This window comes from Micromonospora sp. NPDC005174 (assembly GCF_040608495.1).
GTDB lineage: Bacteria > Actinomycetota > Actinomycetes > Mycobacteriales > Micromonosporaceae > Micromonospora.
The window spans coordinates 1-13218 of the sequence record NZ_JBEXIJ010000058.1 but is presented as its reverse complement, the minus strand read 5'-3'; the positions used below and the strand labels follow the sequence as shown (position 1 = coordinate 13218).

The following is a 13218-nucleotide window of genomic DNA, read 5'->3' as shown; positions in this document are numbered from 1 at the left end:
CACACAACCACGAGACTCAGCGGTGGCTGTTCCATGCCCACGGACAAAACCACACCGCCACAGCAGGTCAGAACGGATCTCCTGCTGGAGTACTACGTCCATACGCTCCTTGAGCGGTGGATCGACATGACCGAGGACGAGGAGGACGCCAGCCCGTGGTCTGACGGTCCCATGATTGGAAACGCCTCTGGGCCCATCATCTACTTCGCCATGAGGTACAGCATGTGCGAGGAGGTGTCGGCTGAGGCGGCCAAGATGGCGGCAGAGCAAGGGTTGATCTGCTTCGACCCGCAGTGGGACCGGCTCCGGCCCAGCGATGGAGGAGCAGTCGCCTAACTTCCGGGGTGGGTGACCAACTGAGTGACGACGGACGCGAGCAAGGCTGGACGTCCATGGACTCTGGTGGACCGTTCGGGCAGCGCAGCTCTGCTACTTGAGCAGCTCATCGCCGGGTGGTCGTTCCTTCACACCGAAGGCGTCCAGTGGCTCCACGTCGGTCCCGACGGGCAACGGGTGCAGCCGGTCGTCTCGCACGCTTCAACGTCCCAATGGATGCTGCTCATCGCCGGACAGTCTTGTCGGCTGCACTCCGTCGAGTCATCCTCGTGCAGGGTCACCGTTCCGAGACACGATGGAGCAGGCTCGACGCCATTCGGGAACCGGGCCACGAGTACCCTCCTGAGTGACTAACTGGGTGACGATCAAGAAGCACAGCACTGGACGTCGGTGGACACTGGCGGACGATCTGGCTCAGCGTAGCCGGCAGCCGCCGCAGGTCAGGACATCGTGTTGGTTGCCTGGGGGTTCAAGGGGTCGTCGGTTCGAATCCGGCCGTCCCGACTGGTGTTCACCAGTGGATATAGAAGATCATGCGTGATTTTGCGGTAACGCTGGCGGTAACGGCGTGGCTGGTTAGCCGCAGACGTGCCTGCTGCACAACGCTCTGACCTGCCGCTTCGTCTGTGTCCTGGATGGAGCGGCAGTTCTGCTCTTGATGGCGCGTCAAGCGCTGCTGTCACGTGCCCGCGCGATGTCGGTTCGCCACGTGCTGGGTGCTTCTTGGGCGGGCGGTGGCGGCCAGCACGACGACGACCAGGGGCCCGCTCGAGTGAGCGGGCCCCTGGTCGTCGGTAGATCAGAACAATTTGTTGAAGCCTCCCCAGCCGACGCCGATCCTGGTGCCGCCGGAGGGGTTGGTGAAGAGCGCGGAGCCGTTTCCGGTGCCGTAGTAGACGTGCAGGTCACCGTTGGCCTTGATACCGAGCAGGTCGTTCTTCCCGTCGTCGTTCATGTCGCCGGGGGAGAACAGTGCGTTGGTGTAGACGTTCCAGCCCGTGCCGGCGGCGGTTCCGTTGTAGTTGCCGCAGATGGCCAGGAACGGGATCCGGTTGTCGGGATAGTCCATCCACCAGTTCGCCATCCAGCCGGTTTGGCCGTTGGAGCTGATGCCGTAGACCCAGTACGGGTTGCCGCTGACGACCTGGCCGGTGCGTTGGCAGATCGGGGTGAACATCGAGCCGGTGTTCAGGGTGTCGATCGGGGTGGAGCAGTTGGTGGTGCTCGGGGATGCCTCACATGCGGCGTTGGTGGAGGCGACGGTGACTCCGTCGGTCCAGACGGTGTAGGTGCCGCTGGTCGGTGCGGTGCAGTTCGGCACGTCTGGCAGTTGGTTCTCGCTGTAGTCGGCGTAGTAGGCCGAGATCCAGCCCGTCTTGCCGCGTGGTGTGGTCACCTTCACCCAGTAGGGGTTTCCGCCGACGTACTCGCCTTGGCGGGTGCAGATGGGCGTGAACTGTTCGGTGGTGGCGAGGTTGTCGATGATGGTGGGGCATTTGGCGATGGTCGGTGCGGGATCGCATGTGGTGCTCGGTTGGCGGACGTTGACCCCGGCCTGCCAGACCTTGTACTTGGCCCCTCCGATGCTGGCGAATCCGGCCTTGCCGTTGCCGCGGAAGAGCGTCAGTTCGCCGGTGGACTTGCGGGCGAACAGGTCGGGCTTGCCGTCACCGTCCACGTCGCCGGCGGCGACGATGGAGTCGAAGCCCTGCCAGATGCCCCAGCCGAGCCGGACAGGCTGGGAGTCGTCGGCCCAGCCGCCGTAGCCGTTTCCACGGTGCAGGACGATTTCGCCGGTGGACTTGCGGGCTATCAGGTCAGGTGCGCCGTCGCCGTCCCAGTCTCCGGGGGCCACCACGAGGTTGTACTGGTTCCAGCCGGTGGCTGCCACCTGGTTGCCGTCCGCGTCCCAGCTGGTCACCGGTTCGGCGTTGGGGTAGAAGCTGCCGGCGCCCATGCCGCTGTGGTAGACGAGGTCGCCGTCGGCTTCGACGACCACGAGGTCGTTCCAACCGTCGCCGTCCCAGTCGCCGGGCCGGACCACGTGCAGCCATCCAGCCCGGTTGCTGTCGATCTTCAGTGAGCACTGGACGCCGTCGAGGAAGTTGCCGGCGCCGTCGCCGATGTAGAGGCAGATGTCGCCGGCGGTGGTGCGGCCGATGACGTCGCCGTGGCGGTCGGCGTTGACGTCGCTCCGGCTCTCGTGGACGCCGGGGGAGGTGGCGAAGAAGCTGAAGTCGCTGTCCAACGACACCGAGGGGTTGACACCATCCCAGGTGCGGACACTGACCACGCCGGGCCCGCTGCGGGTCGGAGTCATGGTGATGGTCGCCGTGCCACCGGGAGCGTTCGCGGCGATATACCGGGTCGGGGCGTCGTTGTCGATGCCGACGTAGAAACCGACGATGTCCCTGTTGCCCTTGGCGTTGATGGTGAACTGACCCGGCGTGCCGGCGGGCTTGGTGCTCGGCGGGTTGCCCGGGTCGTTGTAGTTCGGATACTCCACCGACGTGATGTCGACGTCGGCGATGGGCATCGTCCGGTCGACAGTGAACTTGCACGTCGTCGAATAACCGGAGAACGCCCCGTCAGTGTCCTTGGTGCGGACCCTCCAGTTGTACGTCGCCCCATCGGTCAGGCCGGTCTTCGCCAGCAGGGTGCTGGCCAGGTTCCCGGTGGAAACCGTGACGTTCCGGATCGTGGTGGCGCCCCCGGTGGGCCAGTAGGAGAATTCGGCGGTCACGTTTCCACCGTCGGCGTCACTCGGCACCGCGCGGAGATAGACATCGGTATTGCCGAGCTTTCCACCGGCGCAGGGCACGCCCGGGCTGGTGCTCAAGCTCGTCGGGACCGACGGCGTCGAGTTGTACTCGATGCTGAGGGTCGGGTTGTTGCGGAACTTCTTCCATGCCCAGGTGTCGGACTCGTTGCTGGCCCGCAGGCCGAGGGTGACGTCACCGGCGTTGGCCGCCGCCGAGGTCCGGACACCGGCGGTGGCGTCGAAGTCGACCCCACCGTCCGGGCAGGAGCTGCTGTAGCCCCGCGCGACGTTGGCGGTGTACAGCTTGCTGATCCAGCCGGGCTGCGTGTTCCAGGTCGTCGACGAGCTGATGGCACCGGTGCGCCACAGCTCCACTGACCGCTCGTTACAGGACCACGAGTGCGTCTCGTACGTCTGGAAGGTGGCGCGGATGATGTTCTTGCCCTTGACCTTGCTGGTGTCCATGCGGAAGAACGACCGGTTGGTCAGGTTGTCGGTCTCCGAGTAGCCGACGCGGGCGATGTCGCTGGAGTTCCAGTACTTCGAGTTGGGAAAGGTCTTCCACACGGAGGTCCAGGCGAGCCGGGCACCGCCGGCGAGCGCTGGATCGACGTAGACCGGGTACCGCGTGGTCGATCCCTTGAGCAGCGCTTGGTCGGGTACGAGTGCGAGCCTTCCGCCGCCGATGCTCGTCTTCACCTCCGCCTGCCTGGCGCCCTGGTTGTTCTCGAAGATGCGGGCGCTGGTCGACGCGCCCGGCTCGACCGTGCCGCCGCTGTCCCACATCCGGGGTGTCGGCGCGTTGAAGACCGTCCTGCCGTCGCCGTCCAGCACCTTGATGTTCCCGGCCGTGTCGGTCGTGACGTTGAGACCCTTGGTGGTGACCGCGAAGGTAGCCGTGGTGATGTCCGGGTTGGCGGCTGCCTCCGGTGTACGAATGACGAAGACCTCGGAGAAACCCTCCACGTCGGCCTTGACGACCAGATCCACGTCGGGCAGGACGTTGGCATAGGTTGCGGTGTCGCCCTCCAGGGTTGGCCTGGGCAGGGCGTTGTGCCAGCCGAATTCGAGCTCCTTGCCATCGCGGGTGAGTCGAACCAGTGCCCCGTCCCCGCCTGCCGAAAGGCTCAGGCCGACGGAGGTCGCCCGAGGAGCAACCCGGCCGGTCTTGTCGAAGACGAGAGTGGTGTCGACCGGGACCCAGGCGCCGTCGCGCTTGAGCCGGACCGGGCGGGCTCGCTGCTCAAGGGTGAAGGTCCCCTGGGGATTGGCGAAGACCTGCCGGGTCTCGGTCGTCAGGCCGTCGACCTCGATCCGTGCGCCAGTCGCGCGGGCTGCGGCGAGCGCTTCTGGCTCGGTCGCGTACCACGCCGTGTCGCCGGCGGGCGCTGCGGCGCGCTTGTCAGTGGCGCGTGAGGGCGGGGCTGCCGAGGCCGGCGCAACTCCGGCCGTGGCCAGGACCGATGCGGTGGCGGCGAGTGTGGCTAGAAATCTGGACAGCGTGCGGCGACGCGACATGGATCCTCCCCGTGAGCCCGGCCGGTGTCGTCGGTGCCCCGGGCGGCGAGGCAGGAGTCAACCAAAGTCACCGTCACCGCACAAGGAGTTGTCGGTGAACAACTGACCGGTCAAACAGGACAACAGCCAGTACATCAGCCGATCTCGCCGTGTGAGATTTCTGGTCCTTGTCTGCGCCCTAAACGATCTCTACGGTATCCGACGGTCAGATCATCATCGATGGTCGTTCGTCAACGGGGGAGGCTTTCGTGGCCCGAGGTCCGTCCACGCCGTCCGCGCGCAGGCGCGGCAGGCGGTCGTTAGCAGGTAGGCGACTGAGACACATCGCCGGTCTGCTGAGCCTGGTCATGGTGACCAGTGTGCTCACGCCGGTTCAGGCACAGGCAGCGCAGGGTGTCGATCTACCGGCGTTGCAAAAGGAGCGGTCGGTTGCCGGCCGCGCAAAGCCGACCGAGCCCCAAACCGCCATGCTCAGACGAGTTTCGAGTGGCAGTCTGCCGAAGCCGCAGTGGCCGGCGGCGTCGTCCACCATTGTGGATCTGGGTGCCCAGAGCGCGGGGTCGCGGGTGCAGGCCGGAAAAGCCCCGGTCCGCGTCGGTCCCGCCACTGCGGCGACCCAGCGGGGCAGCTCCGGTACGAGCACACCGGCAACGGTCCAGGTGGAGGTCCGAGACCGGGCGAGCGCCGATCGGGCCGGAGTGCGAGGTCTGCTGCTCAGTGTCGGCAGTGCTGACGGCAAGGCCGGACGCGTGTCGATCGAGGTCAACTACAGCGCGTTTCGCACCGCGTACGGCGCGGACTACGCCTCCCGGCTACGCCTCGTTCAGCTTCCGGCCTGCGCGCTCACCACACCGGATCGGGCAGCGTGCCAGCAATCGACGGTGCTGCCGACCCGCAACAACGGAGCGGCCTCGACCCTGGTCGCCGAGGTGAACGTCGCTCGCGCGGCGACGGTACTCGCGGCCACCGCGGCGGCGTCCGGCTCCGGCGGTAGTTACGGGGCAACCAGCCTCAGCGCCACGGGCTCCTGGTCCGCCGGCGGCTCGGCGGGTGACTTCTCGTGGTCGTACCCGATGGATCTGCCGGCCTCGCTCGGCGGCCCGACGCCCTCGATCGGTCTGGGCTACTCGTCGAGCAGCGTCGACGGGCGGATGGTCTCGACCAACAACCAGGCCACCTGGGTCGGCGATGGCTGGGACTACTGGCCCGGCTACGTCGAGCGCCGGTACAAGTCCTGCGCCGACGACATGGGTTCCGGAGCGCTGAACACCGAGAAGACCGGCGACCTGTGCTGGGCCTCGAACAACGTCACGTTGTCGTTGAACGGACGGACCACCGAGTTGGTTCGGGACGACGACACCGGCGTCTGGCGGACGGCCGAGGACGACGGCTCACGGATCGAATCGTTGACGGGCGCCAGCAACGGCGACAACAACGGTGAGTACTGGCGGGTGACGACCACCGACGGCACCCAGTACTACTTCGGCCGCAACCGGTTGCCGAACTGGTCCAGCAACGCCCCGGAGACGAAGTCGACGTGGACCGTCCCGGTCTTCGGCAACAACTCCGGTGAGCCGTGCCACGCCAGCACGTTCGACGCCGCGTGGTGTCAGCAGGGTTGGCGATGGAACCTCGACCACGTCGTAGATCCGCACGACAACTCAATGGCGTACTACTACAAGACGGAAAGCAACTACTACGGCCGCAACATCAAGACCAATGGCGTGCAGTACGAGCGCGGCGGCTACCTCGACCGGATCGAGTACGGCCAGCGCAACGGCCAGGAGTACGCCAAGCCCGCACCCGCGAAGATCGTCTTCGGTGTCGACGAGCGGTGTCTGCCGAACGCGAGCTTCGATTGCGCCGAGGCGAAGTTCAACGTCGACAACGGCAGTCACTGGCCCGATGTGCCGGCCGACCAGAACTGCAACGCTGGCGAGGCCTGCACCGACCGCTTCTCACCCACCTTCTGGACCCGTAAGCGGCTGACGTCCATCACCACCCAGATCCGGGTCGGCACCACGTACAGCGACGTCGACACCTGGACGCTCAGTCACGAGTTCCCGGACACCGCCGACGGGACGACGCCTTCCCTGTGGCTCGCGTCGATCACCCGCACCGGCAAGGTCGGTGGCAGCAAGAGCATGCCAGCGGTGCAGTTCACCGGGCAGACCATGCCCAACCGGGTCGATGGCCTGGAGGGCGTACCGGCGATCACCCGGCAGCGCATGGTGAGGATCGACACCGAGACGGGGTCGACCATCGGTATCGGCTACCTGCCACGCGAGTGCAGCCGATTCGAGCCGATCGTCCTGCCGGCGCCGAACGAGACGAACACCAAGCGCTGCTATCCCGTCTACTGGCAGCCGGAGGGCGAGACAAAGCCAGTGCTCGACTGGTTCCACAAGTACGTGGTGAACCAGGTCGTCGAGCAGGACCGCAAGGGCGGTCAGCTGCCCAAGGAGACCAACTACCAGTTCTCCGGGCCGGCCTGGGGCTACGACGACAGCGAGTTCACCAAGTCCGATCAGCGCACGTGGGGTCAGTGGCGCGGCTACGCCAAGGTGCAGACGCGGGTTGGCAAGGCACCGGACCCGATCTCACTGACCGAGACGCGCTACTTCCAGGGTCTGCACGGCGACAAGACGTCGACCGGCACCCGGGACGCGCAGGTCGTCGACTCGGAAGGCGGTCAGATCAACGACCTACCCGAGTTCCAGGGCATGATCCGGGAAGCGCTGTACTACTCCGCCGACGGAGGTGTCCTCGAATCCGCGACGTTGAGCACCCCGTGGCGTAGCGCGGCCACCGCCACCCGGGCTCGCAGCGGCACCAACTCCCTGAAGTCGTACGTCACCCAGACGACGAAGGTGCAGTCCCGGTCGAAGATGGCCGACGGATCGTGGCGCCGTACCGAGGTGCAGAACAGCTTCGACGAGTACGGGATCCCGACGCAGACCAACGACCTGGGCGACGTCTCCCGTAGCGACGACAACAGTTGCACCCGGCACGAGTACGCGCGCAACACCAGTGACTGGCTGCTGTCCAAGGTGAAGCGGACCGAGAAGGTGGCGGTGGCGTGCACCACCACCCCGTCTCGGCCGGCCGACGTGGTGTCCGAGACCCGGATGTACTACGACGGCTCCACCACCCTGGGTCAGGCTCCAACGAACGGTGATGTCACCCAGGTCGAGGAGCTGATGGAGTGGCCGTCGGGCGGCCCGCGTTACAAGGTGACCGCGCGGTCGGCCTTCGACGCGTACGGTCGCGTGACCGAGGCGTACGACGTCTACGGCAACAAGACGACGACGGTGTTCACGCCTGCCGCCGACGCACTGGTCACCCAGATCGACACCATCAACCCCAAGCTGCACAAGTCCACGTCCTACGTGCAGCCCGCGTGGGGACTGCCCACTGCCGAGGTCGATGCCAACGGTGCTCGTACCGATCTGGCGTACGACCCGTTGGGGCGGTTGGAGAAGGTCTGGCTGCCGGGTCGTGACAAGAGCGCGAACCTCGACACTCCGAACAGCAGGTTCTCCTACCAGGTCACTCAGTCAGCGCCGGTCGTCGTCACGACCGAAACGCTGAAGGAAGACGGCTCGTACCGGGTCGGGTACGAGATCTACGACGGCATGCTGCGGCTGCGCCAGACACAGCAGCCAGCTGCCGGTGGTGGCCGAATCCTCACCGATGTCTTCTACGACAACCGCGGTCTCGCGTTCAAGAAGCGGGCGGCCTACTACAACGACTCACCGCCATCGGCGCAACTTCACGACGATGTCGGCGACAACCTGGTCCCGAGCCAGATGCGGTACTACTTCGATGGGATGGGCCGCCCGACCAACGAGGTCTTCGAGAGCTTCGGCGTCGAGAAGTGGCGGACGGTAACCACTTACGGTGGTGACCGGATCAATGTGACCCCGCCGTCCGGTGGAACCGCCACGACCTCCATCACCGACGGGCAGGGCCGTCAGACCGAGCTGCGCCAGTACCGCGGCACCACGGCGACGGGCGCCTATGACGCGACCACCTACGCGTACGACCGGTTCGGTCGGCTCAGCAAGGTCAAGGACCCGACCGGTAACGAGTGGACCTACGTCTACGACCTGCGGGGCCGGCAGATCAAGGCCAGTGACCCGGACAAGGGCGACACCACCAGCACCTACGACGACGGTGACCGACTGACCTCGACCACCGACGCCCGGCTGGAGCGGCTCTCGTACACGTACGACGAGCTGGGTCGTCCGAAGACCCTGCGGCAGGGTGCTGACCCCGGAACCCTTGCGGCGCAATGGGACTACGACACCCTGAAGCTGGGGCTGCCGACCTCCTCGACCCGATATGTGGGGTCCAACGCCTACATCACCGAGGTCACCGGCTACAACGCCCGTTACCAGCCGGAGGGGACCAAGTACACGATCCCGGCCAGCGAAGGTGCCCTCGCCGGTACCTACAGCTTCGGGGCGTCGTACACCCCGAATGTCGGCCTGCCGAAGACCAACACCTACCCGTCCGGCGGTGGTCTCCCCGCGGAGACCGTCACCTACGGGTACGACGGCCTGGACATGCCGGTCAGCGTCGCCGGTCTGAGCAAGTACCTGCAGACCACCCAGTACTCGAGGTACGGCGAGCCGCTGCGGCACACCCTGGGGGCGGTCGGCAAGGAGGTCTACCTCAGCTACTCCTACGAGGAAGGCACCCGGCGCCTCGCCAAGACCGTCACCGACCGCTCGATCGCACCGACGCGGCTGGACGACATCGAGTACAAGTACGACTCGATCGGCAACATCACCAAGATCAAGGGTGTCGAGCAGAGTACGTCCACCGACACCCAGTGCTTCGGCTACGACTACCTCCGTCGCATGACCGAGGCGTGGACGGCGACTGACGACTGTGCGGCGAAGACGCCGTCGGCAGCCACGGTCGGCGGGCCGAACCCGTACTGGCACTCGTACACGTTCTACGACGGAACCAGCAACCGGAAGACCGAGGTCCAGCACGACACGTCGGGCAACTCCGCGAACAACGTCACCTCGACGTACGCCTACCCCGCGGCGGGCGCCGCTCAGCCTCACACGCTGCGCAACGTCACCACCGTGGGTCCGGCCAGCGGTGGCCTGCCCGGCGGTCAGCGCCTGGACCAGTACGAGTACGACCAGGCGGGTAACACCACCAGCCGCAAGATCGGTGGCACGGCTCAGGATCTGACGTGGGACGCCGAGGGCCATCTGTCCAAGGTCACCGAGGGTACGAAGGTCACCGAGTTCCTGTACGACGCCAGCGGCAGCCGGCTGATTCGGCGGGACCCGAGCACCGTCACGCTGTATCTCGGCTCCACCGAGGTGACGTTGACCAAGGCCACGTCGGCGGTTACCGGGACCCGCTACTACCAGGGTGTCGGCGCGGTCCGTACTCCGTCGAACAAGGTGAACTTCCTGCTCGGTGATCACCACGGCACTGCGCAGCAGAGCATCGACGCCACCACGCAGGCGTCGACGCGCCGCAAGTTCACGCCGTACGGGCAGGCTCGTGGCACCCAGCCGTCGGTGTGGCCGGGGCAGAAGGGCTTCGTCGGGGGCACTATCGATTCGTCGACCGGGCTCACACACCTGGGTGCCCGGGAGTACGACGCGGCCACGGGTCGGTTCGTCTCGCTGGACCCGGTCGTCGATTTCAGCGATCCGCAGCAGATGCAGGGCTACGCCTACGCGAACAACTCGCCGGTGAGTTTCTCCGATGCGTCAGGTCTGCGGTTCTGCGCCGACGACAACTGCACCGGCAATGGTGGTGGCGTTGCGGGTACGGGGCCACGGCCCACGCCGACCAAGACCACGACGCCGTCCGGGGGGACCAAGACACCGACGGGGCCGAGCGCCGAGGAGGTCCGGAAGGCCAAGACGGTCTCGGAGAAGAAGATCCTGGACGTCGTCATCGAGGCTGGTGGGCAGATCCTGCTCGAGGTTCTCGGGATCAACGACATCCGTGACTGTGTGATGAAGGGTGACATCGGCGCCTGCGCGATGGCCGTTGCCGGTGCGCTGCCGTGGGGCAAGATCCTCAAGGCCAAGAAGGTCGGCCAGGCGATGTTGCGGGCCGGTAAGGCCGTGATGACCTGGTTCGACGAGATGAAGGTGGCCCGACGGGTCCTCGCGGAGGCCGACGAGGCAGCGGCGCTGTTCGCCAAACAGGCGGACGAGGCAGCCGCGGCGGCAGCGAAACAGGCCGACGACGCTGCGGCGACAGCGGCGAAACAGGGCGACGACGTCGCCGAGGCAGCCGGCGACTCGTGCAAGATAGGCAACAGCTTCATCCCCGACACCCAGGTGGTGATGGGTGACGGTTCCACCAAGGCGATCGAGGACATCGCGTTGGGAGACAAGGTCCTCGCCTCCGACCCAGAGACGGGTAAGACGGAGGCCCGCGAGGTTGTCGGGCTGATCGTCGGTGAGGGTTACAAGGACCTGGTCGAGGTCACGGTCGAGACCGACGGTGCCAAGGGCGACGCCTCGGGTTCGGTGATCGCCACCGACGGACACCCGTTCTGGGTTGCGGACCTCAAGGAATGGGTCAAGGCCGCCGACCTGAAGCCGGGTCAGTGGCTGCGTACCTCGGCCGGCACGCTGGTGCAGGTCGAGGCCGTCCGCCCCTTCACCCAACAACGCCGAGTCCATAACCTCACCATCGACGGCATCCACACCTATCACGTCGTGGCCGGTGGCACACCGGTACTCGTACACAACTGCGGGACTGCGCGTGCTGCTGCGGAGAACGAAGCGGCAAACGTGGCTGATTTGCCGAACTCGCAACGGCCTGGTGTTATCGAAGCATTGAAGATTGGCGATAATAATCCGATCGTCGCTCACAGTGACGGAGGCGCGGGAAACCGACCAGTGCACCCGGTGGTGCAAGACATCCTCGACTCAATCCCGACGGCGGAACGAGGGCATAATCATGGCGGCTGCGGATTGGTAGAGTGTCTTACTCAGGCTTTGACCGCAGGGCAGGACCCTACGGGGGCCTCGGCGGCTGCAGTTCTGGGGCGCAGTAGGACTAACTCTAACTTCTTGAAGGGGATTGGTCCCTGCCCTAGCTGCCAAGTCCTTACCGACCGGTTTAGTATAAGGTTCGAGACTGGAGGGTGAGTGTGGTGGAATATGCTCCAGATGTAGAGGTTGTATTGCGCCGATCTGGATGGTTTCCTAATAGATCGGTGGAGATTTCCGGCTATAAGGATAGGCTTCCGGGCTTCCTGTGGCATGAAGCTGCGGAGCGCTTCCTCGAAGAGTTCGGTGGAATTCGCGTCGATCTTCAGGGTCCGGGACGGTCGGTTGCGAAGGAACCGTTTGAAATAGATCCGGAGCTAGCCGTGGGCGAAGAGGGCAGGTTCGAGGAGTTGTCGCAGAAATTTGATCGTCAACTCTTCCCTGTCGGCGAGTTTGGCCAGGGCGAACACTTTCTTGCTGTAGACCAAGAATCGATTTTGTACCTAGTGGGCTCCTCAGTATTCCAATTGGGTGTTTCCAATGAAGGCATCGGCAAACTGGTTTTAGGCATCCAGGGCGCACGACTGGAAATTTCGAATCCTGATGCTGTTTAACTGAGAGTCCAACGGCAGGCAAGTGGAGGTGGGTTGGGTTGGCCCCTACTTGCCTGCCGGACACTAGTATTTAGAAGCGGCCAGAACGAATCTCCTGCTAGGTACTAGCCTTGGAGACCAAGGACCGAACTTTGCCGACCAGCGAAGGGGTGTTCGCGGCAGATCCAAGGAAAATTTAATCGCTTGGCCTGAGATCTGGCGACACCGTTTGCAAAATCACAATCTCTGCGCGATGTTAGGTCTATTATGACGAGCGGCATATTCGAGTCTACTCAGGCTCTCAGGACGGAGGCGGGAATGTTCTGTCTCTGGCAACCCGAGCACTTCTCGTCCATCGTCAGTCAAATTGATTGGGAGCATCGGATAGCGCCCGAATCTTCAGTTGCGACTTACATCGAACAAGGGTTCCTCGTGCCTATCAATCTCGGGGTGGATGGTGCCTTCCAATTTCTAGTGCGGGCTCGGGGTGGTGAGTTCTCGCTTAGTGAGCGTGAGAGTCGCTACGTGGCGGTGACGTCAGACCCCTACCTACTTATTGCCCACGGTTCGGTTGTTCTAGGTGGACTCGATGCGATCGGCGTAGACCTTGACCTAGAGGAACTGACAATCCCCTTAGCGCCGGGGCGTCATGCGGTGACGATCCACTTGGTGGATTGGAGTGCTGAGCCGGGCTCGATGTTGGAAGATGGCGAGCCTGGGGCAAATGCTTTACCTGACTTCATTGTCGAGATTCGTCCTGAATCCAGCGGAGTGGTCTTCAGAACGAGCGTGGAGACCTTCGATCGTCCTGAGTAATTTCTGTAGGTGTTCCAAGATGGATCTGTATAGCGATTCTGTGGCGCCTGGTTGAATCCTGGCCACGGTCGGGCCGGAGTGGATATCTTGCCTCTCCGGCCCGATGTTGCGCTCCTCAGAGGGCGTTTCACATTGCTGTCAGTCGGGTGTGTCGAAGGTGAGGCGTTGTTGGCGGGTGGCGGGTTCGCCTCGGGCGAGGCGGCGGAGC

Annotated in this window: 4 protein-coding genes and 1 pseudogene; 4 read left to right on the top strand and 1 reads right to left on the bottom strand. The window is 64.8% G+C overall.

The window, feature by feature from the left end:
* Window positions 1–336 (top strand): annotated as a pseudogene (locus tag ABZU91_RS32440) (hypothetical protein); the annotation flags it as partial.
* Window positions 337–1135: 799 nt separating this feature from the next.
* Here ABZU91_RS32440 and ABZU91_RS32435 read toward each other — a convergent pair.
* The gene (locus tag ABZU91_RS32435) at window positions 1136–4615 is read right to left on the bottom strand and encodes an FG-GAP-like repeat-containing protein (protein WP_355249031.1); all 3480 of its coding nucleotides are present in this window, start codon (window positions 4613–4615) and stop codon (window positions 1136–1138) included.
* 659 nt (window positions 4616–5274) lie between these two features.
* Here ABZU91_RS32435 and ABZU91_RS32430 point away from each other — a divergent pair.
* The 3 genes from ABZU91_RS32430 to ABZU91_RS32420 all read left to right on the top strand — a co-directional run bounded on the left by ABZU91_RS32430 (window position 5275) and on the right by ABZU91_RS32420 (window position 13010).
* On the top strand, window positions 5275–11760 hold the full coding sequence (locus ABZU91_RS32430; protein WP_355249028.1) for a polymorphic toxin-type HINT domain-containing protein: 6486 nt from the start codon (window positions 5275–5277) through the stop codon (window positions 11758–11760).
* The gene (locus ABZU91_RS32425; RefSeq protein WP_355249025.1) at window positions 11757–12215 is read left to right on the top strand and encodes an SUKH-3 domain-containing protein; all 459 of its coding nucleotides are present in this window, start codon (window positions 11757–11759) and stop codon (window positions 12213–12215) included. The genes ABZU91_RS32430 and ABZU91_RS32425 overlap by 4 nt, the downstream gene beginning before the upstream one ends.
* A 297-nt stretch (window positions 12216–12512) precedes the next feature.
* On the top strand, window positions 12513–13010 hold the full coding sequence (locus tag ABZU91_RS32420) for a hypothetical protein (RefSeq protein ID WP_355249022.1): 498 nt from the start codon (window positions 12513–12515) through the stop codon (window positions 13008–13010).
* Window positions 13011–13218: the final 208 nt, after the last annotated feature.